Raw genomic sequence first — 23,556 nt, 5'->3', positions numbered from 1 at the left:
AGTGTCTGCATGCACGCGCCAAACTGTGCGCATGTCCTTGGCAGAGCTGGCGAGCACGGCCGTCACCGCCATGACGACGGGGGTCGCCTCCGGTGCGGGAACCGCGGTGGTCGACGAGGTCAGAGAGCTGGTCCGGGGCCGCCTGGAGCGGTCCGAGGAGGGGCGCGGCGCCCTGCGCAGGCTCGACGCCGAACCGGCGCCGGACGGCGCGGCCGACGACGTCACCGCCCGGCTGACCGCGCTGCTGGAGGAGGACCCGGAGCTCGCCCGCAGGCTCCGGGCCGCCCTCGCGCCGGACGCGCCGCCCCCGCCCGCCGCCCCGCCGACCGTCCACCAGCAGATCACCATCGGCGGCAACGCCAACCGCAGCACCGTCGTCATCGGGCCCGTCGAACTGCCGCGCACCCGAGGCGTGGTGATCGCCCTGACCAGTATCGGGGTCGTCCTGGCCGTGCTGCTCGTCCTCGGTTTCCGCAGCGTCCTGGGCGGCCTCACGGACGACGAGGGCGGCGGGGACGGCGGGGGCTCCGGGAGCGGCCGGGTGACCGCGCTGCGGCAGGAGCCCGACGTCAGGGCGGTCCTGCCGGACTCCGCCGGCGTCGCACAGGGCTGGCAGACCACGCAGGCCGCCGACGTCCGCAAGGGCGCCCCGGAGTGCGGCAGCGGCTGCGAGGGCGCCCTGTACACCGCCACCGTGCGGCACGAGAAGGAGAGCCCGCTCGCGGGGGTCTTCTTCCACGTCGAGGCGTACGACACCGCGGACCACGCGGCCGCGCGCTTCCAGGACCTGCGGGCGGACAAGGACCGCAACACCGACGTCCTCGACCCCCTGTCGATCCAGCAACTGGGCGACGAGAGCGTCGCGTACCGCAAGAACATCGTCAACGCGGCGAGCGCCGAGGCGGGCGCGCGCGTGGGCACGGTCGTCACCTGGACCACCTACCGCACCGGCGACGAATCCCTGGACCCCGGGACCCTCACCGCCCTCGCCCGGATGATCGTGGACCGCGCCCAACAGGCCCAGGACGGGCGGGAACCCACCGCCCGGGCCGGCCTCTGAGCACCGGGCACGGGCGGCCCCCGCGCACCCCGGGGTAATCCCTGGGCCCGTCCCCGATGCCGGGCCGCCCGGCGGCGGCCTACGGTGACAGCCGCCGGGAGCTGAGGGGCGCCGCAGACGGCTGCGGTGAGCTTCGGGCGGGCCGGAGGTTTGCGCGATGCACCCATCCCGCAGGAACTGCGTCCACAGCGGGACGAGCGGGCGGCTCGCCTCGACCACCACCGACGACATCGACGCGCTCGTCGCCCGCCTGAAGGACCGGCAGCGCGTCGTCCTGCACTTCCACGGCGGACTCGTCGACGACACGCTGGGCTTCGTGACGGCCGAACGGCTCGCCCCGGTGTACGAGGCCGCGGGCGCCGAGCCGGTGTTCTTCGTGTGGAGCAGCGGCCTCCTGGAGGTGCTGCGCGGCAACCTGCCGCAGATCCTCAGCGAGGGCGTCTTCCAGACCCTCCTGAACCGGGTCGTGCGCTTCGCCTCCGGCGTCCTCTTCCAGCAGCCCGGCCAGCGTGCCGCCGGCGGCCTCGTCGTGCCGTCGACCCGGGCCGTGGCCCGTGAACTCGCCCTGCTGCGCACGGGACAGGAGCCGTACGCACACCTCACGCCGCCCGCCGAGGTCCCCGCGCTGAGCGAGGCTGAGCGCGTGCGCATCACCGCCGACCTCGCGGCGGACACCGAACTCGCCGAGCGCAACCGGGAGATCGTGGGCTCCGTCCTGCGCTCGGCTCCCGCGACGACCGCCGCGCGCGACATCGACGGGGGGCGCGCGGCGGTCGCCACACTCATGTCCCCGGACACCGTGGCCGAGCTCGCGGCGGAGACCGCCGAGGCGGAGAACCGCAGGGCCGTGGTCACCTCCGCGCTCCTGGTGCGCAAGACGGTGCGCGTCGTCTCCGCCGTCGTCGCCCGCTTCCGGCACCGCACCGACCACGGCCTGTACCCGACCGTCGTCGAGGAGATACTCCGCGAGTTCTACCTCGCCAACGTCGGCGCGGCCGTCTGGGACGCGATGAAGCGGCAGACCGCGGACGCCTTCGCGGCCGATGCCCCGGACGCCGCGGGCGACACCCGCGCCGGACGCTACTTCCTCGACCGCTTCGGCCAGTTGCTCGCCTCGGGGAGCAGGCCCCGGGTGACCCTGGTCGGGCACAGCGCGGGCGCCGTCTTCATCGGCAACCTCCTCGGTGAGATCGCCCGCAGGCGCGCCGACGCCGACGACCCGCTGCCCGAGGACTTCCGCGTCCACGACGTCGTCCTCCTCGCGCCCGCCTGCACCGTCGGTCAGCTGGCCGACGTGGTGCGCCGCAGGGCCGAACTCTTCGACCGGCTGCGGATGTTCACCCTGACCGACGCGGCCGAACGCGCCGACCAGCTGGTGCCCTTCCTGTATCCGCGCTCCCTGCTGTACTTCGTCTCCGGCGTCCTGGAGCGCGGACCCGAGGGGGAGAGCGCCGTGTCGCCGCTCGCGGGCCTGCAGCGCTGGTTCACAGCCGAGGGCGACACCGGCGGCACGGACGCGCGGGACCTGCGGACCTTCCTGCGCGCGGACGTCACCCGCACCGTGTGGTCGCCGGTGGACGGCGGCCCGGGACTCACCTCCGGCGCCCGCAGCCACGCCGGATTCGACGACGACCCGGAGGTCCTGGCCAGCCTGGCCCGGATGCTCGCCGACTGACGTCCGGGGGGACGGCTCCATCCAGGGGGAAGACTCGATGAACGACCTGCACTACGCCGTGGTCGTCGGCATCAACCGCTATCCGGCGATCAGCGACCTGCGCGGCGCCCGCGGCGACGCGGGCCGGTTCCACGACTGGCTGGTGGACCCGGCCGGCGGCAACGTACCGGAGGACAACGTCGCCCTGGTCACGGCCAGCGAGCGCGACGAGCGCGAGGCCGACGTGATGACCGCGGTGCCGACCCGCGAGGGCGTCAACCGGGCCCTGTACCTGGCCCACCGCGCGGTCCGGAAGGCCGTCGACGAGGGCGGCAACTGGGCCGACACGCGCCTGTACCTGTTCCTCGCCGGGCACGGCATCGCCCCGTTCGGCGGCGACGCCGCGCTGCTCATGGCCAACGCCGCGATCGACCTGCTCGGCAACCACATCGCCGTGCGTCCCTACCTGTCCTGGTACGAGTCGGCGTCGCCGTTCCACGAGATCGTCTTCTTCGCCGACTGCTGCCGCACCCGCTTCGGCGGCGTCGCCGCCTTCGGCCCGCCGTTCACCGACACCACCGAGGCGCCCGACAAGGTCGAGTGCCTCGTCGGCTACGCGACCTCGCTCGGCGACCCGGCCTACGAACAGCAGGCGCCCGACCCGAACCAGTCCCGCGGGCACTTCACCAGCGCGCTGATCGAGGGCCTTCACGGCGCGGGCGGCGGCACGGTCACGTCCGAGGGCAAGGTCACCTCCGACAGCCTCAGCGACTACGTGCGCCGCCACGTGGCGGACCGCACCGCGCGGCAACTCGTCCCGCAGGAGGCCCGTTTCCTGCGGGAGACCAGCACGCCCATCGTCTTCGCGGAAGGCCTGCGGGGCGTCGGCTCCTACCCGGTGACGCTGCGCTTCCCCGCGGGTTTCCACGGCTGGGTGGAGCTGCGCGGCCGCGACATCGCGCCGCCGCGCAGGCTGTACGTCGACGGGAACGGCGGCACCGACCACGTCGAGCCGCTCGTGCCGGGCCTGTACAAGGTCGTGCCGGAGAGCCCGGTCGCGCCGGACTTCAGGGACGGCGGATTCTTCGAGGTCGTCACCGGAGGTGGCCGCGGTGTCCAGTTCTGAGCAGGCCCGCCCCGAGGTGCCGTTCGTCGTCATCCCCGACACCCCGTCCGTCCTGGTCACCGTCACGGACGAGGCGCTGCGCGAGGTCGCCTCCGGCATCGGCACCATCGAGACGACCGTGACGCCCGGCATCTACCGCATCGAGCAGCGCTTCGCGGGCGCCGTCGCCACCCGGTTCGTCGAGGTCGGCGACGAGGCGTTCACGGAGCGCCTGCCGCTGCCCCGGGTCCCGGCCCCGGCGCCCGTGCGGCGGACCGCCACCACCCACGACGAGCACGGGGCAGCCGCGCTGCGCTGGAGCCGGCAGTCCACGCACGGGACGGGCGCGCCCAGCCTGATGGTGCTGCTGCGCAATCTGCGCCCCGCCCTGCGGCTCGACCCCTACGCCCTGCAGATCGCCGCCGAGAACGGCGCGCCCGTGGACGGCGGCGAGGTCGGCTGGCGCGTCGACGAGCAGCAGGGCTGGTCGGCGTGGAGCGGGCCGCTGGCGCCCGGCGGCTACCGGCTGCGGCTGCGCAGGCCGTCCGGCGAGGGCCTGCCGCTGGCCCAGGCGCTGTGGGTGTCCGAGGGCTGGACCACGCTCGTCTTCGTCAGCAACAGCACGCGCGGCGCCCAGCCCCAGCACGCCACCGTGGAGATGGCGCCGCTCGGCAGCGGCTGGAGCCCCGTCGACGAGGAGCTGGGCCTCGCCCGCGAGGCGGCGCTCTCCGGGCTGCGCCAGGGCATCGACCTCATCTCGGACCAGCAGCTCCTGCCGATGCTGGACTCGCGGCGCGTCGACCCGTTCCTCGGCGTCGTGGGCGCGCACGCGATGCTGCTCGACCACAGGCCGGATCTGCGGCGGCTCGACGAGGTGGTGCGGCGGCTCACCCCGCACCTGCCGGGACACCCGGACGTCGCCGCCCTGCGCACCCTGACCGACGGGCCGCCCGCGCGGGTCACGTCGCCGCCCATGCTGGCGGCCTCCTGCCGCCTGCTCGTCGCGGCGGACGCGGCCGACCCCGGAGTGATCCAGGACGACTCCGTGGCGGAGGGCGTCGCCGAGCGCCTGGTGGGGCGCGGGGTGTGGACGACCTGGCTGGAGCAGGAGCGCTGGCCCGGCGCCTTCGCGGCCCGCGGCGGACCCGTGCCCCGCGGCGTCGGCGGCGCCCGGCCGCTGGCGTCCGACGCGGTCAGCCGCGTCCAGGCCTACGTCCAGGAGATCGCGGACCTGGAGGGCCGGGCCGTGGCCGACGTGCTGCACACCGTGCCGCGCGACGAGCTGTGCCGCAGGACGGGCCTGCCGCACCGGCCCGTGGAGCGGGCGATCGAGGGGCTGCGGGAGACCGGGGCCGGGTGAGGGACGTGCCCGCCGGTGCGGCGGGCGCCGGGGGAGCGGGGGCTGAGCCACGCGGGGGGTGGTTCAGCCCCTTCGTGTGTCCTTCGCATGTCCGGTGCACGTTTCCCGCGTCCGAAGCCTCCGCGCATGTCCGAAGGATGCCCGCGGGATGCCCGGCGGGTGCTCGGCCCGGACCGGCGTGTGCCCGGGGCATGCCTGGCCGGTGCCCGGGGCATGCCTGGCCTGTGCCCGGGGCATGACCGGCCGGTGCCCGAGGGGTGCCCGGGCGGGTGAAGCCCCGTCCAGGGCGTGAGCGGACCAAAGCGGCGGCCTGTCGGCCGACGCGTCGCTCAACCAGGGGAGTTCCCCCTTCTCCCCGCATCCTGGACGAGGCAGGTCCATCCTGACGCGCGGGCGTCACCGCCGCGTCACACCGTCGCGTGCCGCAGCATTTCCGAGAACTGCCCGGACGGTTCGACGCCGAGCTCCCCGCGCAGCAGCCCGCGGAACCTCTCGTACTGCCGTACGGCCTCGGTGAGGTTGTGCTCCGCGAGGTGGACGGAGACCACCGCGCGATGGGCGCTCTCCCGCAGCGGGTCGATGCGAGTGCTCTCCAGGGCCGCCTCCAGGGCGGGTCCGTAGGCGCGCATCGCCACGAGCCGTGCCGACAGCGCCTCCAGGGCGTGCAGCCGCAGCTGGTGCAGCCGCTCCCGCTCGAAGGCCACCCAGTCCTGCTGCCAGCCGGGCAGCAACTCGCCTCCGCAGAGCAGGACTTCGTACGCCGAGCGCAGCCGCACCGGCGCCCCCGCGAGGACCTGGCGCGCGGCCGCCGTGAAGTCCTGGACGTCGACGCGCACCTTGCGGCTGAGCGCCAGGGCGCCGCCGCGCGCGTCCGACAGGGCCGAACCCGCCCCGTTCAGGCGCCACATGGCGGTCCGCAGACTGGCGCGGGCCCGCGCCTCGGTGGCGTCCGGCCACAGCATCCCCGCGAGCGCCGAGCGCGTGGCCGTGCCGCACAGCGCGAGCCGGGCGAGGACCTGCTGCCCGCTGGCGGGCACCTCCACCGGGTCGCCGCGCAAGGCGCAACAGCACGCGCAGTCGCTGTCGGTCCCGCGGAGCTCACCGCTCGCCGGGCCCTCACGGGTGAGGAGAAAACCGCCGAGCAGGCGCAGTCGCAGCGCGGGCCGTTCGTCACCGGCCGTCGCGCACGTGAACGAAGCCATCGAGCCACCTCCAGGGGTCCCGCCGACGCCCTGCCGTCCGGCACGAACGTACGGGCCGGGGCGGCCGTGCGCCTCCGGGAGCGTGCCGGGGTTTACCCCGGTGTGCCCGTGATCGGGTCGCGGCGCCGCCCGTCAGCCCGCCGAGGGCGACGACCGCTCCTGGGGGCCGAGCCGCTGGACCAGGCCGATCCGCGAGGTGATGCCGAGCTTGGCGTACGTATGGCCCAGGTGGTACTCGATGGTCTTGACGCTCAGGGCGAGGGCGGTGGCGATCTGCCGGTTGGTGAGGCCCTGCGCGGCCAGCCGCGCCACCGCGAGCTCCTGCGGGGTGAGCGCCCCGTCGAGGTCGTCGCCGACGCCGTCCTGCCCTCGCTCGTCGGCCGCGAGCGGCGGTGCCGCCCGCCCGCAGGCGCTGAGTTCGCGCACGCACCGGGCCCGGTAGGGCAGCGCCCCGAGCCCCGTCATCGCCGTGTGCGCCGCCTGGAGCTGGGCGATGGCCAGGGACCTGCGGCCGATGCGGCGCAGGAACGCGCCGTGGTCGAGCGCCACCCGGGCCCGCAGATACGGCAGCGGGGCCTGCGTCGCGTGGTCCTGCGCCCGGGCGTACGCCGCCTGGGCGCGCTGGGGTTCGCGGCGGGCGGCCAGCAGATTGCCGCGGATCCGTGCGGCCGACGCGAGCGCCGAGTGCAGCCCGCGCGCCCGCGCGAGCTCCTCGTAGGGACCGAGGACCGCCTCCGCCTCGTCGAGCTCCCCGAGCTGGACGAGGGCGTCGACGAGCAGCGGTTGCCAGTCCACGACCCCGGGTTCGTTGACGCCGTCCTGCTCGGCGAAGCCGAGCAGCGGACGCAGGGCCTCCACGACGGCCCGGGGTTCGCCGCGCGCGTCCGCGCAGTGCCCCTGGGCGCACACCCCGTACGCGTACGCCACGGGTGTCTCCGCGCCGCCGGGCCCCTCGCCCGCCGTGCGCAGGTGCTCCGCCGCCCGGTCGAAGGCGCCGCGGGCGGCGAGGATCTGCGCGGCGACGCCGTGCGTGACCGGCTTGAGCCACCACTGGTCGGCGTCGTCGGCGATGGACGCCGCGGACTCGGCGTGGATCAGCGCCTCGTCCCACTCGCCGAGCCGGTACAGGGTCTGGGCGAGCGCCGAGGTGGAGAGCAGCCGCAGCGGGACCGTCGTGGCCCGGCAGTTGGCGACGGCGCCGCGCAGGTCGTGGCGCGCCCCGTGCAGATCGTCCGACCACAGCCGCAGCTCGCCCCGCGCGAGCAGCAGGTCGATGCTCTTGAGCGGCACGATCATCGGATCCGGCAGGTCCGCGGCGAGCGCGATGCCCTCCTTCGCGCGGCCGCTCAGGCCGAGCGCGATGAGGTGGTTGAAGCGCAGCATCCGGCTCGGCCCCTGCGCGGTGGACAGGCGCTGGGCGCGCTCGGCCCACCGTGCGGCCGACGCGGCCTGGCCGCACATGACGGCGGCGTAGCTGAGCTGCTCGGCCGCGCGCGCCGCGAGCGCGGGCTCGCGCTCCTGGTCGCACTGCTCCCAGGCGTCGACGAGCAGCGTCCACGCCGCCTGGGTGCGGCCCTGGACACGGGCCACATAGCCGCGGACGTAGCCGCGCAGCGCCGGGTCAGCGCACTCGGGCAGGCCGGCGGCCAGCTCCGCGGCCTCCTGGACGCGGCCGTCGAGCAGCAGCGCCTCGACGGACTCCACGGCGAGGCGGTCCCGCTCCCGGGGGCTCGTCGCCACCCGCGAGGCGTGCCGCAGATGGGTTCCGGCGACGGCCCACTGGCCGGTGGCCGCCTCGCGGCGCGCGCAGGCGGCGAGCGCGGCGGCGAGCTGCTCGTCGGGCCCGGTGGCGGCGAGGACCCGGTGGCGCAGCGTCGAGTACTCGTCGGTGACCAGGGCGGCGGCCCGGGTGTGCAGGGCCGCGCGCTGGGCGGGGCCGATGTCCTGGTAGACCGCCGCGTGCACCAGGGGGTGCGGGAAGGAGATCTCCGGCGCGCCGGGCCCGCCGTGCGCCTCGCGGAGCAGCCCGGCCTTGACGGCCCGCTCCAGGGCGGGCAGCGGCTGGGCGACCTTGGCGAGCCGGGCGGCGACCTGTAATCGGCAGGAGAGCCCGAGCACGCTGACCGCCTGCACCAGGCGCTGGGCCTGCGCCCCGCACCCGGCGAGGTTGGCGAGCACCAGCATGGCGTACGAGCGCGGCGCGGGCAGCGGCGTCGTGACGTCGAGCAGCACGGCGGACGGCACCTGGTCGAGCAGCGCGCGGGCGTGCAGCGGGTTGCCGTGGGTGTGGGTGTGCAGCCTCAAGGACGCCGAGTGCGGCAGCCGGGCCACGCCCAACCGGTCGCTGAGCACGGCCAGTTCGTCCGGGCTGAGGCCGTCGAGGGCGAGCCGTCGCGTGCGCGCGTCGGTGAGGAGCCTGCGCAGCCCCTCGGGCAGCTCGGGGACGTGCGGGTCGCGCAGCGCGACGACGGCGAGGACCCGGTCGTGGCGCAGGCGGCGCAGCGCGAACGTGAGCGCGTTCAGGGACTCGGGGTCGGCCCAGTGCGCGTCGTCGACGACGAGGACGACGGGCCCCTTGCCCTGCACCTCGCTGAGGAGGTCGATGAGTCCGAAGCCGGCGGACAGCGCCGGGAGGTTCGCGTGCAGCGACTGCGGGGTGCGCACGAGTCCCGCCAGGGTCTCCGGCACCGGCAGCGGGCTCTGCCCGACGAGCTGGGCGAGGACGCCGCACGGCAGCGCGCTCTCGTTCTCCTCGCCGCTCGCGTGCAGCACGCACGTGTCGTCGTCCACCGTGTCGAGGAAGCGGCGGACGAGGGCCGTCTTGCCGATGCCGCCGGGGCCCTCGAGCAGGACGAGGCGCGGGGTGCCCGCGACGGCGGCCTCGAAGTCGGCGCGCAGCGCGGCGAGTTCGGGCGCGCGCCCGCAGAAGGCGTCGTCGGGTACGGCGGGGTGGTGCGGGTCGTGCGCCGCGTCCTCGAGTGTCATCGCCGCCCCCGTGCGCCGGCAGCGGCCACGGGGGGCCTGTGGGAGAGGGCGACCCGTGCCGAACACATGGCCATGGAACCCACGATGGTGGCCAACGCACCCTGTGCACAAGCCAATGGCCCGGATCCGTGGTCAGGTGGGGTGCCCGGCGGGGCGGTGGACTACGGCGTGTCGTCGGGGGGCGCGTCCCCCAGGGCGAAGGTCTCCGGCAGCGGCGGTTCGAGGAGCGAGAGGAGTTCCAGCCAGCCGTGGAACGGCCGCGGCGGGCTCTCGGGGTGCTCGGAGTTCGCCGTGTTCTCGCACACGACGTTCCCGCACACCCCCTCATGCGACCGGTACACCTCGATGACGTAGCGCACAACGCCTCCCGGGGCCGCTGCGGGGCGTGAGCCGTGACGCGTGACGACGGCGAAGGACGTGACGCGTGACAGCCGTGACGCATGGCAAGGGCGACCAGGATAGGAGCCCGCGCGCGACTGCCGCGTCGGTGCGGCACCTAGGGAAGTCCCTAGGGCGGAAGGGGAGGTGCGTCCGGGGCGGGTGGGTCGCGCGGTGAGGCCCAGGGGCGCCGGGCCGGGCTCAGCGCTCCCAGGCGCGCGCCAGCTGGGCCCGCAGCAGCGGTAGGGGGCTGTCGTCGTCCCCGTACAGGCGGTCGGCCAGGCGCAGGGCGGTGTCGTAGCGGGCCAGGAGCAGCCCGCGCTCGGCCACCGCCGGGGCGTGCCCGGCCGTGGCGGCCACCTGCGCGGCCGCCGGGGCGCCGACGGACAGGGCGAGCCCGGCGACGTCCTCTGCGGGGTCGCCCACGACGGCGTCCGCCCAGTCGAGCACGCCGCTGACCCGGCCCGAGGAACTCACCAGCAGGTGCTCGCCCTTGAGGTCGTTGTGCAACACCACCGGGGCGGCGGGCGCGGGGTGTGCCGCGGCGTCGACGGCGAGGCCGCCGGGGACCTCGCCGTCGGCGGCGAGCCGGGCCAGGGCGCGTCCGGCCGCCGCCCCGAGTGCCTCCAGGGAGCGTGGCGGCCGCGTGGGCAGCGCGGGAGCTGCCGCCGTGCGCAGCGCCCCGAGCAGCCGCGCCAGGTCCTCCTCGCCCTCCGGCCCGACCGGGCGGCGCTCGGCGGAGACTCCCGGCAGCCGTACGTCGACGGTGTAGGTGAGCCCCGGCGCCCAGGAGCCGGACGCGACGCTCGCGGGCACGGCCACCGGCAGCAGGGGGCGCAGCGCGTCCCGCAGGGCCAGTTCGCGTCGCTGCCGGGCCGCGGTGTCCGCGTCCAGGGCGATGCGCAGCACGTACCGGTCTCCCACCCACCAGGTGGAGTGCTCACCCCCCTCGTCCACGGGCGCCACGGGCAGGTCGTGCTCCCGCGGCAGCGCCTCGCGGACGAGGGCGCGGGCGTCGGCGGGCGTGGGCTGACGGGGGGTGGGGCCGGAGTGCATGCCGCCGATCATGACAGGGGTGACTCGTGCGGGTGAACCGAATATCGGGGCGCGCCATTCGAGCGTCACCGGTACGCCGTGAGGCGCGTGCGCCGAGCCCGGGTCGGCGGTGCGTGCCGAGCCCGGGATGGCAGGCCGTGCCGAGCGGGTCGGCGGGGGCGCGCCTGGCCCGGATGGACGGAGCGCGCCGAGCCCGGGTCGGCGGGGGCGTGCCGAACCCGGGTGACGCCTGTGCGCCGAGTCGGGTGACCGTGCGCAAGGCGGTGTTGCCCGGCCCCCGGGGGTGCGCGAGTGTGCTGTGTCATGGACTGTGACAGCAACACTGACTCGTTGTCTTCGTCTTCCACCCCCCTCCTGCCGGTCTCCCTGACACGCCGTCAACTCCTGGTCGTCGCAGGCGCCGCGGGCGTCGCCGCCACGAGTGCGGCGGGTGTCGTGGCCCCCGCGCCCGCCGCGGCCCGCCCCGCCACCGGGGTGCCCCTGTCCTTCACCCGCGCCACCAACGGCTCGGCGACCCTCTCGCCCGCCGGTGACCGGCTGGTCGCCGAGGTGCAGCACGTCCTGTGGTCCGCCCCGCGCTCCGGCGGTCAGGCCGTGCGGCTCACCCCGGCCGGGCTCGAACCCAACCGGCCGGTGTACGCGCCGGACGGCGAGCACATCGCGTTCTGCGCCTACCGCGACGGCGGCTTCCACCTCTGGACCCTGCGGGCCGACGGCACCGACCTGCGCCGCCGCACCGACGGCCCGTGGGACGACCGGGGACCCGCCTGGTCGCCCGACGGCACCAGGATCGCCTTCGCCTCCGAGCGGGGCGGCGACCCGGTGGCGGGCAGCGCGTACCGCATCCACGTCCTCGACCTGCGCACCGGGGAGCTGACCCGGGTCACGGGCGTGCCGGGCCAGGACGGCCCCCTCCAGGACGGCCGCTGGGAGGACTTCGACCCCGCGTGGACCCCGGACGGCGCCCGCATCCTCTTCGTCCGGGCCAAGGGCGTCACCGGGCCCACGGGCATCACGCTCGAAGCGCGCACGGTCGCGGCCGTACCCGCCCGGGGCACCGGCCCCGTGACCGTCGAGCACACCGAGACCGCCAACGCCCAGGTGATGACCCCGGCCCCGGCCCCGGACGGCCGCCGCCTCGCCCATCTGCAGACCACGGCGGCCCCGAACGGCTCCTGCGTGCTCGTCGTCGACGGCAAGCCCGTCGACGTCACCGGCGACATCGCGCCCGTGCCGCCGCGCTGGACGAAGGACGGCGAACTGCTCCTCACCGTCGACGGCCGCTTCACCCTCGTGCGCCCCGAGGCCCCCGGCACCCCGCGGCCCCTCCCCTTCGAGGGCGTCCTGCCCGTGGACCGGCCCCGCTACCGGGTCAAGGAGTACGACCTGGGCGAGGACCGGGTGCGCCCGGTGCGCGGCATCCACCTGCCCGCGCTCTCCCCGGACGGCCGGCACATCGCCTTCGCGGCCCTGAACTCGCTGTGGCTCGCGGGCACGTCGGGCGGCAAGGCGCCGCGCCGGCTGCGCCGGGCGAAGCCCACCCGCTATCTGCTCGGCCCGTCGTGGGCGCGCGACGGCCGCTCCCTGGTGTACGCCGACGACCGGGACGGACTGCTCGGCGTCTACCGCCACGACCTGGACAGCGGCGCCGAGACCACGCTCGCCACCGGCGGCCGGGTGCACCCGGCGCTCTCGCCCGACGGCAAGCGGCTGGCCTGCCTCGACATGACCGGGCGGCTGGTCGTCCGCGACCTCGACGCGGGGACCGAGCGGATCCTCGCGGAGCCACTGGGCGGCGGCGGGCTTCCCGGCCGCCCCAGCTGGTCGCCGGACGGCCGCCACCTCGCGTTCTGCGACCGCAACCGGCTCAACCTGCGCTTCCGCGAGGGCTACAACCTCATCCGCGTCGTCGACGCCACCACCGGCACCGACCGCCTCCACCCCGTCGCGCCGCACACCTCCATCGCGGACCGCTACGACTCCGGGCCCGTCTGGTCGCCGGACGGGCACTGGCTCGCCGTGATCGTGGAGTCCGCCCTGTGTCTGCTGCCCGTCGCGGCCGACGGCACCCCGCGCGGCAGGCTCCGCACCCTCACCACCGAGCCCGCCGACCACCCCACCTGGTCCGGCGACTCGGCGACCCTGCTCTATCTGTCGGGCACCCGGCTGCGCCTGATCGGCGTCGACGGCGGGCGCGCCCGCACCGTCCGCGTGCCGCTCGACCAGCGCCGCCCCACCCCGCCCGACACCGTGGTGCACGCCGGGCGGCTGTGGGACGGCACCGGCACCGCCGTGCGCGAGGACGTCGACATCGTCGTACGCCGGGGCCGGGTCGCCGAGGTCGCGCCGCACCGCGGCGCACGGACGGCCCGGCGCAGGATCGACGCCTCCGACCGCACGGTGCTCCCCGGCCTGTGGGACACGCACACCCACCCCTGGCAGAGCACCTACGGCGGCCGCCAGACGGTGGGCCAGCTCACGTACGGCATCACCACCGCGGTGTCCCTCGGCGGCTTCGCCCACGAACAGGCCCGCATCCGCGAGGCGGTGGCCACCGGCCAGCTCGCCGGGCCGCGCCTGCTGACCACGGGCGAACTCCTCGACGGCGGCCGCGTCGCCTACAGCATGGGCCGCGCCCACCGCACCCGGGCCGGGCTCAGACGCTCCCTGGAGCGGGCCGAGCACCTCGACTGGGACTTCGTCAAGACGTACGTACGGGCGCCGACCTGGGTCATGGAGGAGGCGGCGCGCTTCGCCCACGAGCGGCTCGGCGTGCGCAGCGGCAGCCACTTCCTGTCCCCGGGCATCCAGACGGGCCAGGACCTGACGACCCATCTCCAGGCCACCCAGCGAGCCGAGTTCGGGCACGCCATCACCGCGTCGGGCCGGGCCTACGACGACGTCACCGAGATCTACACCGCGCGCGGCGCCCGCTTCGCGCTCATCGCGACGCCGTTCACGTCCGTGCCGCTGATCGGCGCCGATCCCGCGCTGGCCGACGACCCCCGGGTCACGGCCGTCATGCCGCCGTGGGACGTGGAGTCCGTCCGCAAGTCGGCCGCGGCGCCGCCGACGGCCGCCCAGCTCGCCACGCTGCGCACGGAGACCGACATCTACCGGAGGATCCTTGCCGCGGGCGGCCTCGTGGCCCTCGGCACGGACCAGCCCCTCGTGCCCGTCGGCCTGGCCCTGCACATGGGCCTGCGCGCGCTGCACCAGGGCGGGCTCTCCCCGGCCGAGGCGCTGCGCACCGCGACGGTCCTGCCCGCCCGCGTGTTCGGCGTGGACAAGGACCTCGGCACCGTCGAGCCGGACCGGATCGCCGATCTGACGATCGTCGACGGCGACCCGTTCACCGACTTCACCACGCTGGTGCGCACGGTCGGGGTGCTGCGCGGCGGCACCCCGTACGAGACCGAGGAACTGGTGGGCGCCTTCGCGTCGGCGGCCCGGCACGCCCCGCGCGACACGGACTGGCTCGCCGTGGGCCGGCTCATGCGCAGGGACGGCTGCTGCGACCCGGGGGTGTGAGGCGGGACGGCGGGCCCGGTCCGTACGGCCGGGCCCGCCGCCACCCCGGCCGCTGTTACAGACCTGTGTCAATTCCCCCTACAACGAACCTGGCTCGCGCGCTGTCTACCAGGGGGAATTCGCCGTACGTACGAAGAAGGAGCGCGCAGCCGTGGGGGAGACAGTCAGACGAGGAGCCGTCGCACTGGGGATAGCCGGACTGGTGGCCCCGCTCGCGATCGCGATGGGGACCGGCACCGCACAGGCAGCGTCGTGCTCGACGCAGACCGGGCCGTACCAGAAGCAGGTCGAGAAGTTCCTCGGCCGCCCGGTCGACGGCAAGCAGTCGGCCGCCGACTGCAAGGCCATCAAGGCCTTCCAGACCAAGCACCAGATCACCCCGAACGCGGGGTACGCGGGCGCCGTCACCTGGGGCGTGATGGACCTGATGAACAAGCAGAAGAAGGTGGGGAACAACCCGAACAAGGCGGGCAAGTGCCCGACCAACAAGGGCCGCATCGCCTGCGTCGACCTGACGCTCCAGCTCAGCTGGATCCAGGACGGCAAGCAGCTCAAGTACGGCCCGGTCCCGGTGCGCACCGGCCGCAAGGGCCATGAGACCCGCACCGGCCTGAAGAAGGTCTACTGGCGGGACATCGACCACGTGTCGAGCCTGTACCACGTGCCGATGCCGTACAGCCAGTTCTTCGACGGCGGCCAGGCCTTCCACTCGGTGGGCATCAGCGTCTGGGCCCCGCCGGGCTCGCACGGCTGCGTCAACATGACGAAGAAGGACGCCGCGAAGTACTGGAGCATGCTGCGCAAGGGCGACGAGGTGTTCGTCTACGGCCGCAAGCCGGGCACCTGACCGGTCCGGGAACCGCCGAGCGCCGCCGGGAGGGACTCCTCCCGGCGGCGCTCGTGTGTTCAGACGGAGCGCAGGTACTGGTTCGGCACGTGCACGTCGGCGCCCAGCTCCCGGGCGGCCCGGCGGGCGAACGACGGGTCGCGCAGCAGCTCCCGGCCGAGCAGGACCGCGTCGGCCTCGCCGTTGGCGAGGACCTTCTCGGCCTGCGCGGCCTCGGTGATCAGCCCGACGGCCGCCACGGGCAGCTCCGTCTCCGCCTTCACCCGGGCGGCGAAGGGGACCTGGTAGTGGGGCCCGGCGGGGATGCGCACGCCCGCGGCGTTGCCGCCGGTGGAGACGTCGAGGAGGTCCACGCCGTGCTCCTTGAGCAGCGGCGCGAGCCGGACGGTGTCGTCGGCGGTCCAGCCCGGCTCGCCCTCCGCCAGCCAGTCCGTGGCCGAGATGCGGAAGAACAGCGGCTTGTCCTCGGGCCACACCGCGCGCACGGCGTCGACGACCTCCAGGGCGAAGCGGGTGCGGCCCGCGAAGTCGCCGCCGTAGGAGTCGGTGCGCCGGTTGCTGTGCGGGGACAGGAACTCGCCGATCAGATAGCCGTGGGCGCCGTGGATCTCGGCGACGTCGAAGCCCGCGTCCAGGGCGCGCCGCGCCGCGTCCGCGAACTCGCCGACGACCCGCCGGATGCCGGCCGCCGTCAGCTCGGTGGGAACGGGGTGGCCCTCGGCGAAGGCCACCGCGCTCGGACCCAGCGGCTGCCAGCCGCCCGCGTCCGGGGCGAGCGGAGCGCCGCCGCGCCAGGGGGCGTCCGTGGAGGCCTTGCGGCCCGCGTGCGCGAGCTGGATGCCGGGCACCGAGCCCTGGCCCCTGACGAAGTCGGTGATCCTGCGCAGCGCCGCGGCCTGCGTGTCGTTCCAGATGCCGAGGTCCCAGGGGCTGATGCGGCCCTCGGCGCTGACGGCGGTGGCCTCGGTGAGGATCAGGCCGGTGCCGCCCGTGGCCCGCGCCGCGTAGTGGGCCAGGTGCCAGTCGGTGGCGACCCCCGCGGCGGGCCCGGTGGCCTCGGCGGAGTACTGGCACATCGGCGCCATCCAGACGCGGTTGGGGACGGTCAGGTTCCGCAGGGTGTAGGGCTCGAACAGCGCGCTCACGGCGTGCTCCCTTCGGGGGCGGCGAGTGGAACGGGGCAGGGGGCGCCACAGGCCGCTCCGGACGCCCCCTGCCGCTCGTACGATAGGCACCGTAGTACGGAAACTGTCAAACTACGATGTCTCTCGTACAATGGAAACGTTCCGTACACACACCGGTGCCGCGCACGCCCTCGTTCCAGTGGAGCCGCCATGACGACCGCCGCCCCGGGCTCGCGCGTGCTCGCGCACCCGGCACGTGACGAGATCCGCCTCGAAGGCGTGCTGCACGCCCTCTCCGACCCGCTGCGCCTGCTGGTCGTGCGCGAACTGGCCGGGGACGACGCCGGTCTCACCTGCTCGGACTTCGAGCTGCCGGTCACCAAGTCGACCAGCACGCACCACTTCCGCGTGCTGCGCGAGGCGGGCGTGATCCAGCAGACCTACCGCGGCACCGCCAAGCTCAACGCCCTGCGCCGCGCCGATCTGGACGCCCTGTTCCCCGGCCTGCTGGACAGCGTCCTGGCCGCGGCGGTCCGCCAGGCGGACCGCCTGGCGGACGAAGGCTGACCCGTCCGGGGCCCGACCGGGGCGCGCCGGCTCGGTCGAGAGCGAGCCCGCGGGCCGCTCAGGGCCGCAGTTGCGGGTGTTCGCCGCCGGCCGCCGCCTCGCGAAGGCCCGCCCAGTCCGGGATCTTCACCGGCCCGCCGCGCCCGAGCAGCAGCCCCCGCCGCGCCTCGGCCCGCTCGATCGCGAGCCACCCGGGCCACTCCACGGGATCGGCGCCCGCCGCCCGCAGCGCGGCGAGCGGCTCGTCCGCCACCGCCCGGCGCGCCAGGGCGGGCGCGTCGTCGAGCAGGGAGAGCGCCGTCTCCTTCGCGCACGGCCGGTTCGTGCCGATCACGCCCGTGGGCCCGCGCTTGATCCAGCCCGCGACGTACTCGCCCGGCGACACCGCGCCCTCGCGCAGCACCCGGCCCGCCGTGTGCGGCACCGTGCCGCTCGACCCGTCGAACGGCAGCCCCTCGATCGGCACCCCGCGGTAGCCCACCGACCGCAGCACGAGCTGCGCCCCGATCTCCTCGTACGTGCCGGAGCCGGTCACGCCGCCGTGCCCGTCCGGCAGCGTCCGCTCGAACCGCACGCCGCCCACCCGGCCCGCCGCCTCGGTCAGCGCCACCGGCCGCAGGAAGAACCGCAGCCGGATCCGGCGCGCGAGCCCGCGCTCGGGCCGCTCGGCCCAGCCGCGCAGCACCTCCACGTTGCGGCGGCTCGTCGCGGGCAGGCCCGAAGGGTCGGCGCAGGCGGGGTCGAGGGCCAGCTCCTCGGGGTCCACGAGCACCTCGGTGTCCGGAAGCGAGCCGAGCTCCCGCAGCTCCTTCGTGGTGAAGCGCGCCTGCGAAGGGCCGCGCCGCCCCACCATGTGGACCTCGCGCACCCGGCTGGCGGCGAGGACGCCGAGCGCCTCGTGCGGCATGTCGGTGGGCGCGAGCTCCGCGACGCCGCGCGCCAGCATGCGGGCCACGTCCACCGCGACGTTCCCGACGCCGATGACGACGGCCGCGTCCACGTCCCGTACGAAGCGGTCCTGCGGCCCCGAGCCGTTCACCGCCACGTCCGGGTGGGCGCTGTACCAGGACACGAACTCCGTCGCCGAGTGGCTCCCCGGCAGGTCCTCGCCCGGCACCCCGAGCCTGCGGTCGGTGGCGGCGCCCACGCAGTACACCACCGCGTGGTAGCAGTCGAGGAGCCGGGCCGGGGGCAGCGCGCCGGGGCCGATCTCCACGCCGCCGAGGAACCGCACGCGCTCGTGCTCCAGGATCGTGCGCAGCGTCTTCTGCAAGGACTTGATCTTCTCGTGGTCGGGCGCCACGCCGTAGCGCACCAGGCCGTACGGGCACGGGAGCCGGTCGAGCACGTCGACCCGCACGCCGGGCACCCGGTCCTGCTGGACCAGGCTCTGCGCGGTGTAGACCCCACTCGGACCCGATCCCACGACGGCGACGTGCACGGCGGAGCTCCTTCCGCGAGGTGTCCCCGGGACGCCCTGATGCCTGTCTGGCTTCAGCATCGCACCGGTGTGCCCAAAGGGGGAGGGGACGAACGGGTCGCGGGACCCGTGGTGCGGGCCGCTTCAGGGGCGCCCGCCGGACCCTTCCGCGCGTGCCGCTGACAGGGTGCCCTGCCGCCCGCCGCGTGCGTGCCGCCCTGGCGGAGTGTGACTGTAGGGCTACCGTGCGGCTGTGCTGGAAAGCTCATTTTTCGACGAGAGTGATCATTACCCACGGACGGCCGAAGGCCCGGGGTGGCCCGGCGGGGATCCGCTGGAGGAGTGGCCCCCGGCACCGCAGGAACCGCTGGACCCCGCGGCGTACGACGAGGCGCCGCGCTGGGCGGCGGACCCCTCGGCCGCCACGCTCCAGCTGTTCACGAGCACGGATGGCCACCTGGACGTGCGCAGGCCGGGTGGCGGGCCCGCGTCCCTGCTGCACATGCGCCTCGACCTCGACGGCGCCCACGTCGACGTGCTCGCCGCCGTCTGCGAGGGCCGCGTCGCCATCGAGGACCTGCGGGCGGAGCCCCCGCTGCCGCTGCCCGAGCTCGTCGCGCTCGCCGACCGCATCGAGGGCCCGCTGGCGGACGTCTGCCGGGGCGTCGCCCAGCAGTACGGCCCGGCCGACACCTCCTGTCGCGGCGCCCTCGGGGACGAGGCGGCTGCCGCGCGCCCGGCCCGGCCCTCCGGACAGCGCGGCGACACCGTGCGCCAGGCCGCCGTCGAGGCGTACCGCACGGCGCGTGACGAGGGCCGCGACCCGGTGCTCGCGGTGATGTGCGCGACGGGGCACAGCCGCCGCAAGTCCCTGCGCCTGATCGCGGGGGCGCGCGACGCGGGCCATCTGTCGCCCCGGCACCGCCGCCGCTAGGCCCGGTGGCCGGGCGGGGCTCAGCTCATCCCGCGCATCCGGTTGATCTCGGCCGTCTGCTGCGCCACGACGTCGTTGGCCATCTCCTCGACCAGGAGGTTGTTGCCCTCCGAGAGCGCGTCCGTGGCCATGGTGACAGCGCCCGAGTGATGCGTGATCATCAGCTTCAGGAACAGCTCGTCGAAGGCCTCGCCCCTGGCCGCCCGCAACTGCTTGAGCTGTGCGGGCGTGGCCATCCCCGGCATCCCCGCGTGGTCGTGGTGCGCGTCGTGCCCGCGCCTCTCCGCCTTCTTGCCCTGGCTCTTCAGCCACCGCTCCATGGCGCCGATCTCCGGCTTCTGGGCGGCCGTGATGCGGTCGGCGAGCCGCTTCACCCGCGTCGACTTCGCGCGCTTCGGCACGAGCCGGGTCATCTCCAGGGCCTGGGCGTGGTGCGGGATCATCTTCTCGACGTAGTCGAAGTCCGCCGAGTTCGGGCTGTCGTCGTCGGTTCTCTGCTTCGCGGCCTCCTCGGCGGAGAGCGTCGCCGCCTTCTCCCCGGGCTTGCCCGGCGCGATCACCGAAGGCCCGGTCGAGGAGCCGGACTTGGCCTTCGCGTCCGGGTCCGACGCGGAGTCGCAGGCGCCGAGCGTGAGGGCGGCGGCCGCGACGAGCGCGGTCACGGCGGAGGCTCGGGCAACGGACGTACGGGCGGCGGGCGTACGGCGGTGGGGCACGGCAACCTCCTGGGACGCGCGGGGTAGTTGGGTCCGTCCTAGCACGCCGATGAGCGTCAGTGATCGGAAGCGTTCATTACGGCCGCGTTTCCATCTGTTGATTTGTACATGAGGGGCACGATACTGCGGGTGTCCGTGCACCGTTCGCCTTCGAACGGCCACAAGGGAGGAAGCAGTGACTCTGCTGAACGAACCCCGAACCCGGCGCAGACGCCTGGGAGTAGCCACGGCGGCCGCCGGGCTCCTCGCCGCGCTGCTCACCGCCGTGCCCGCGGCGGCGACGCCCGACCCCGGCGACACCCCCGCGGCACCGAAGAAGGTGTCGAAGTCGGATGCCGCCGACACCGAGCGGGCCATACGGGACGGAAAGATCCCCGCACCCGACGAGATAGTCCACTCCGACAACATCGAGCACTTGGGCAACATCCCCAAGGACGCGTTGCCGGGCACCAACTCCGACCTGGCCTTCCAGGGGAAGTACGCCTTCGCCGGGAACTACGACGGCTTCCGCATCTTCGACATCAGCAACCCGAAGAAGCCCGAGACCGTCGCGCAGGTGCTCTGCCCGGGATCCCAGAACGACGTCTCGGTCTCCGGTGACCTGCTGTTCCTGTCGACCGACTCCTCGCGCAGCGACAGCTCCTGCGCCAGCACCACGCAGCCCGCCACGGAGAAGTCCTCCTGGGAGGGCATGAAGGTCTTCGACATCAGCGACAAGCGCAACCCGCGCTACGTCGCCGCCGTCGAGACCGCCTGCGGTTCGCACACCCACACGCTGGTGCCCGAGCGCCGCAACGTCTACATCTACGTCTCCTCGTACGCGCCGAGCGCGGCGTTCCCCGACTGCCAGCCGCCGCACGACGGCATCTCCGTGATCAAGGTGCCGCGCAAGGCGCCGCAGAAGGCGGCGGTCGTCGGCTTCCCCGTCCTGTTCCCGGGCGAGGGCCCGGACGGCGGCGGGAACCCGGGTCCGCCCACCAACCCGGGCGTCTCCAAGACCACCGGCTGCCACGACATCACCGTGCTGCCCTCGGAGGACCTCGCCGCGGGCGCCTGCATGGGTGACGGGATCTTGTTCTCCATCGAGGACCCCGAACATCCGAAGGTCATCGACCGCGTCCAGGACAACGTGAACTTCGCGTTCTGGCACTCGGCGACCTTCAACCAGGACGCCGACAAGGTCGTGTTCACCGACGAGCTCGGCGGTGGCGGCGGCGCCACCTGCAACGCCGAGATCGGCCCGAACCGCGGCGCCGACGGCATCTACGAGATCAAGGGCCGGGGCGACAAGCGCCAGCTCGTCTTCAAGAGCTACTACAAGATCCCGCGCTACCAGGCGGACACCGAGAACTGCGTGGCCCACAACGGCTCACTGATCCCGGTCAAGGGCAAGGACCTCATGGTGCAGGCCTGGTACCAGGGCGGCGTCTCCGTGTGGGACTTCACCAATTCGGCCAAGCCCAAGGAGATCGCCTACTTCGAGCGCGGCCCCCTCTCCGCGGACCAGCTCGTCGGCGGCGGCTCGTGGTCGGCGTACTACTACAACGGCCACATCTACTCGAACGACATGGTCAAGGGCTTCGACGTGCTGAAGCTCAACGACAAGCGCACGGACCCGGCCAAGCGCGTGCGGCTGCGCGAGCTCAACGTGCAGACGCAGCCGGAGTACTTCAACGGGCACTGAGCCCCTGCTCCGGTGAGGTCTAGAACGTCCCGTCGGGCGGTTCGTCGCCCGGCGGGACGCCGAGCTTCCAGTCGAGTCCGTAGCGCTGGAACAGCTCCGCGCGCAGCCGCTCGTAGGGCATCGGCGCGCCCGGGATGAGCAGCGCGAACACCGCGCCCATCAGCAGGGCGCGCAGCATCGGATAGTCCGTCTCCACGTCCGGCGAGCCGTGCCGGACCATGGTGTCGCGCAGCAGGAACGCGAGCCGCTGCTGCTCGGGGCACTGCACGAACCCGTCGGCCTGGAGGATCCCGGCCATGTGCGTGCGCATCAGGACCGGCCGGTCCCGGGCGAGGCCGAGGATCGCGTCGACGGCGCGGGCCAGGAGCTCGTCCCCGTCCTCGGTGCGCGGCTCGCGCTCCAGGCCCTCCTGGAGGGTGAGGTGCATCAGACGGTGCACGGCCGACTGCAGGAGCTGGCGCTTTCCCGGGAAGTAGTACGACACGAGGCCGCGTGCGGAGCCGGCGCGGTCGGCGATGTCCGCGAGCGTCGTCGCCTCGTAGCCGCGCTCGCCCACCAGGTCCACCGTGGCTTGCAGAAGCCGCTCGCGGGAACGCCGTCGCAACTCTTCATTGACCGATGGGCTACGCGGGGACATCCTGTAACTCCTGCGTTGACTGGCTCACAGCCAATATACTCAGGACGTCCCGGACCGGGCCGACATGGGCCGGGGCTGCTCGGGGCAGGCAACACCGCGGGGGAGTGTTGCCTGCCTCCAGGCATGTCCGGAGCGCGGCCGTCGCGGCTGCCCCTTTCCTCCACATGTCTCTTCATCCCCCTCGTTGTCCCCCTTCACCCCGTTCTCCCCGTTCTTCCCTTCTCTCCTCGCCGATCCGGCTCTGTCTCCTTACAGTGGGGCCGGGGGTCTGAGGAGGTGCGTGAACATGGACCAACAGCAGATTCTGGCGCGGATCACGGAGATGGTCGACGCCGAGAAGACCCTCCGGGAATCGCTGGCTTCCGGAGCGATCGACGAGGCCACGGAGCGGGCCCGCCTGGGCGATCTGGAGCGGGAGCTCGACCAGTGCTGGGACCTGCTGCGCAGACGGCGGGCCAAGGAGGAGTTCGGCGGCGATCCGGACGCGGTCCGGGCGCGTCCCGTCGCGCAGGTCGAGAACTACGAGTCGTAGGCGCGGTCCGCGGGCGCGGCGGTCAGCCCGCGCCGCCCACCAGCGTCAGGACCGCGCGCAGGGCGTCGGGGCGCTGGAGCACCGGCAGATGGGCCACGAAGTGCACGGCGCAGCCGAGGGCGGTCGCGCCGCCGTCCGCACGGCGGTCGTCGCCGACCATCAGCGTGTCCGCGGGGGCGACGGCCAGCGTGGCGCAGCCGTGCGCGAAGAGGCGGGGGTCGGGCTTCTGCACGCCGTGCTCGTACGACAGCACGTACGCGTCCACGTACGGGTCGAGGCCGTGCGTGCGGAAGACGGGGCGCGGATCCCAGCCGATGTTGCTCACGACCCCGACGCGCACCCCGCGCCCCCGCAGGCCGCGCAGGACGTCGAGGGCGTCGGGGTAGGGCCGCCAGGCCTCCGGCGCCATGTGCCGGTCGTAGAGGGCGTCGTACAGGCCCGGATCGGGCAGCGGCACGGTCCGGGCGAGGCCGGTGTACGCGGCGCGGTGCAGCTCCGCGCTCTCGTCGCGGCGCGCGACCAGGTCGGCGAGGTGCCCGGGCGCCTTCGGGGTCGGTGAGCCGCCGGGCAGCGCGCCCGCGCGGTCGAGCGCCGCCGCGAGCCGTGCCTCCTCGTCCGGCGGCAGGGCGAGCCCGCGCGCGGTGAGCGCGGCCCGCAGCCAGGACGCGGTGGACTCGACGCGGAACAGCGTCCCGGAGAAGTCGAACAGCACGCCCTTGATCGCCATGCGGCGATCCTCCGGGACCGTCCGGCGCGGGGTCAAG

19 protein-coding genes are annotated in these 23,556 nt (G+C 74.6%); 10 read left to right on the top strand and 9 right to left on the bottom strand.

The window, feature by feature from the left end:
* The first annotated feature begins 31 nt into the window (after nucleotides 1-31).
* From AC5WAM_RS04790 to AC5WAM_RS04775, 4 genes are all read left to right on the top strand, one after another.
* Nucleotides 32-1,060 carry a hypothetical protein gene (locus tag AC5WAM_RS04790; RefSeq protein WP_495521685.1) on the top strand — a complete coding sequence of 343 codons (1,029 nt, stop codon included), beginning with the start codon at nucleotides 32-34 and terminating at the stop codon, nucleotides 1,058-1,060.
* Between the two features lie 157 nt (nucleotides 1,061-1,217).
* Complete coding sequence (locus tag AC5WAM_RS04785; protein ID WP_495521684.1) at nucleotides 1,218-2,735, top strand: hypothetical protein; 1,518 nt, start codon at nucleotides 1,218-1,220, stop codon at nucleotides 2,733-2,735.
* Nucleotides 2,736-2,772: 37 nt separating this feature from the next.
* Nucleotides 2,773-3,840: a caspase family protein gene (locus tag AC5WAM_RS04780; RefSeq protein WP_495521683.1), complete on the top strand. Its 1,068-nt coding sequence runs from the start codon at nucleotides 2,773-2,775 to the stop codon at nucleotides 3,838-3,840.
* Nucleotides 3,827-5,179 carry a hypothetical protein gene (locus AC5WAM_RS04775; RefSeq protein ID WP_495521682.1) on the top strand — a complete coding sequence of 451 codons (1,353 nt, stop codon included), beginning with the start codon at nucleotides 3,827-3,829 and terminating at the stop codon, nucleotides 5,177-5,179. Before AC5WAM_RS04780 ends, AC5WAM_RS04775 begins: the two co-directional genes overlap by 14 nt.
* Nucleotides 5,180-5,586: 407 nt before the next feature.
* Here AC5WAM_RS04775 and AC5WAM_RS04770 read toward each other — a convergent pair whose 3' ends face one another.
* The 4 genes from AC5WAM_RS04770 to AC5WAM_RS04755 all read right to left on the bottom strand — a co-directional run bounded on the left by AC5WAM_RS04770 (nucleotide 5,587) and on the right by AC5WAM_RS04755 (nucleotide 10,800).
* Nucleotides 5,587-6,381: an AfsR/SARP family transcriptional regulator gene (locus AC5WAM_RS04770; protein WP_366792111.1), complete on the bottom strand. Its 795-nt coding sequence runs from the start codon at nucleotides 6,379-6,381 to the stop codon at nucleotides 5,587-5,589.
* Between the two features lie 132 nt (nucleotides 6,382-6,513).
* The gene (locus tag AC5WAM_RS04765) at nucleotides 6,514-9,366 is read right to left on the bottom strand and encodes a helix-turn-helix transcriptional regulator (protein WP_495521681.1); all 2,853 of its coding nucleotides are present in this window, start codon (nucleotides 9,364-9,366) and stop codon (nucleotides 6,514-6,516) included.
* 161 nt (nucleotides 9,367-9,527) lie between these two features.
* Entirely contained in the window at nucleotides 9,528-9,725 is a 198-nt protein-coding gene (locus AC5WAM_RS04760) for a hypothetical protein (RefSeq protein WP_495521680.1), read from the bottom strand.
* Nucleotides 9,726-9,945: 220 nt separating this feature from the next.
* A complete protein-coding gene (locus tag AC5WAM_RS04755) occupies nucleotides 9,946-10,800 on the bottom strand; it encodes a phosphotransferase family protein (protein WP_495521679.1) in 855 nt (284 codons plus the stop codon).
* Between the two features lie 303 nt (nucleotides 10,801-11,103).
* Between AC5WAM_RS04755 and AC5WAM_RS04750 the strand changes: the two genes are divergently transcribed.
* Nucleotides 11,104-14,331, top strand: coding sequence for an amidohydrolase family protein (locus AC5WAM_RS04750; protein ID WP_495521678.1), 3,228 nt, complete (start codon nucleotides 11,104-11,106; stop codon nucleotides 14,329-14,331).
* A gap of 151 nt (nucleotides 14,332-14,482) precedes the next feature.
* Nucleotides 14,483-15,178 carry a L,D-transpeptidase family protein gene (locus AC5WAM_RS04745; protein WP_366792106.1) on the top strand — a complete coding sequence of 232 codons (696 nt, stop codon included), beginning with the start codon at nucleotides 14,483-14,485 and terminating at the stop codon, nucleotides 15,176-15,178.
* A gap of 59 nt (nucleotides 15,179-15,237) precedes the next feature.
* On the opposite strand, the gene AC5WAM_RS04740 is transcribed toward AC5WAM_RS04745, so the two are convergent.
* The gene (locus AC5WAM_RS04740; RefSeq protein ID WP_495521677.1) at nucleotides 15,238-16,323 is read right to left on the bottom strand and encodes an NADH:flavin oxidoreductase/NADH oxidase; all 1,086 of its coding nucleotides are present in this window, start codon (nucleotides 16,321-16,323) and stop codon (nucleotides 15,238-15,240) included.
* Nucleotides 16,324-16,512: 189 nt separating this feature from the next.
* Between AC5WAM_RS04740 and AC5WAM_RS04735 the strand changes: the two genes are divergently transcribed.
* Nucleotides 16,513-16,869, top strand: a complete 357-nt coding sequence (locus AC5WAM_RS04735) for an ArsR/SmtB family transcription factor (RefSeq protein ID WP_495521676.1) — start codon at nucleotides 16,513-16,515, stop codon at nucleotides 16,867-16,869.
* 58 nt (nucleotides 16,870-16,927) lie between these two features.
* On the opposite strand, the gene AC5WAM_RS04730 is transcribed toward AC5WAM_RS04735, so the two are convergent.
* Nucleotides 16,928-18,370, bottom strand: coding sequence for an FAD-dependent oxidoreductase (locus AC5WAM_RS04730; RefSeq protein WP_495521675.1), 1,443 nt, complete (start codon nucleotides 18,368-18,370; stop codon nucleotides 16,928-16,930).
* A gap of 172 nt (nucleotides 18,371-18,542) precedes the next feature.
* On the opposite strand from AC5WAM_RS04730, the gene AC5WAM_RS04725 reads away from it, so the two are divergent.
* Nucleotides 18,543-19,223: a DUF6214 family protein gene (locus AC5WAM_RS04725; RefSeq protein ID WP_366792102.1), complete on the top strand. Its 681-nt coding sequence runs from the start codon at nucleotides 18,543-18,545 to the stop codon at nucleotides 19,221-19,223.
* Between the two features lie 20 nt (nucleotides 19,224-19,243).
* Here the strand turns inward: AC5WAM_RS04725 and AC5WAM_RS04720 are convergent, their stop codons facing one another.
* Nucleotides 19,244-19,939: a DUF305 domain-containing protein gene (locus AC5WAM_RS04720; protein ID WP_495521674.1), complete on the bottom strand. Its 696-nt coding sequence runs from the start codon at nucleotides 19,937-19,939 to the stop codon at nucleotides 19,244-19,246.
* A 175-nt stretch (nucleotides 19,940-20,114) separates the two neighbouring features.
* On the opposite strand from AC5WAM_RS04720, the gene AC5WAM_RS04715 reads away from it, so the two are divergent.
* Entirely contained in the window at nucleotides 20,115-21,623 is a 1,509-nt protein-coding gene (locus tag AC5WAM_RS04715; RefSeq protein WP_366792100.1) for an LVIVD repeat-containing protein, read from the top strand.
* 19 nt (nucleotides 21,624-21,642) lie between these two features.
* Here AC5WAM_RS04715 and AC5WAM_RS04710 read toward each other — a convergent pair whose 3' ends face one another.
* Entirely contained in the window at nucleotides 21,643-22,260 is a 618-nt protein-coding gene (locus AC5WAM_RS04710; RefSeq protein ID WP_138964055.1) for a TetR/AcrR family transcriptional regulator, read from the bottom strand.
* Nucleotides 22,261-22,546: 286 nt separating this feature from the next.
* Between AC5WAM_RS04710 and AC5WAM_RS04705 the strand changes: the two genes are divergently transcribed.
* Complete coding sequence (locus AC5WAM_RS04705; RefSeq protein WP_138964057.1) at nucleotides 22,547-22,792, top strand: DUF2630 family protein; 246 nt, start codon at nucleotides 22,547-22,549, stop codon at nucleotides 22,790-22,792.
* A gap of 22 nt (nucleotides 22,793-22,814) precedes the next feature.
* Here AC5WAM_RS04705 and AC5WAM_RS04700 read toward each other — a convergent pair whose 3' ends face one another.
* Nucleotides 22,815-23,519 (bottom strand): HAD family hydrolase, encoded by a 705-nt coding sequence (locus AC5WAM_RS04700; protein WP_495521673.1) that lies wholly within the window; start codon nucleotides 23,517-23,519, stop codon nucleotides 22,815-22,817.
* Nucleotides 23,520-23,556 lie beyond the last annotated feature (37 nt).

It is taken from the genome of Streptomyces sp. JLYT201, assembly GCF_059448825.1.
This window is presented reverse-complemented; position numbering and strand designations above follow the sequence as displayed.

Excerpts from the sequence above, each read along its gene's own strand:
- AC5WAM_RS04705 (WP_138964057.1), top strand. The coding sequence starts at position 22,547 with ATGGACCAACAGCAGATTCTGGCGCGGATCACGGAGATGGTCGACGCC.
- AC5WAM_RS04790 (WP_495521685.1), top strand. The coding sequence starts at position 32 with ATGTCCTTGGCAGAGCTGGCGAGCACGGCCGTCACCGCCATGACGACG.
- AC5WAM_RS04755 (WP_495521679.1), bottom strand. The coding sequence starts at position 10,800 with ATGCACTCCGGCCCCACCCCCCGTCAGCCCACGCCCGCCGACGCCCGC.
- AC5WAM_RS04785 (WP_495521684.1), top strand. The coding sequence starts at position 1,218 with ATGCACCCATCCCGCAGGAACTGCGTCCACAGCGGGACGAGCGGGCGG.
- AC5WAM_RS04770 (WP_366792111.1), bottom strand. The coding sequence starts at position 6,381 with ATGGCTTCGTTCACGTGCGCGACGGCCGGTGACGAACGGCCCGCGCTG.
- AC5WAM_RS04780 (WP_495521683.1), top strand. The coding sequence starts at position 2,773 with ATGAACGACCTGCACTACGCCGTGGTCGTCGGCATCAACCGCTATCCG.
- AC5WAM_RS04735 (WP_495521676.1), top strand. The coding sequence starts at position 16,513 with ATGACGACCGCCGCCCCGGGCTCGCGCGTGCTCGCGCACCCGGCACGT.
- AC5WAM_RS04765 (WP_495521681.1), bottom strand. The coding sequence starts at position 9,366 with ATGACACTCGAGGACGCGGCGCACGACCCGCACCACCCCGCCGTACCC.
- AC5WAM_RS04750 (WP_495521678.1), top strand. The coding sequence starts at position 11,104 with ATGGACTGTGACAGCAACACTGACTCGTTGTCTTCGTCTTCCACCCCC.
- AC5WAM_RS04700 (WP_495521673.1), bottom strand. The coding sequence starts at position 23,519 with ATGGCGATCAAGGGCGTGCTGTTCGACTTCTCCGGGACGCTGTTCCGC.
- AC5WAM_RS04730 (WP_495521675.1), bottom strand. The coding sequence starts at position 18,370 with ATGCTGAAGCCAGACAGGCATCAGGGCGTCCCGGGGACACCTCGCGGA.
- AC5WAM_RS04710 (WP_138964055.1), bottom strand. The coding sequence starts at position 22,260 with ATGTCCCCGCGTAGCCCATCGGTCAATGAAGAGTTGCGACGGCGTTCC.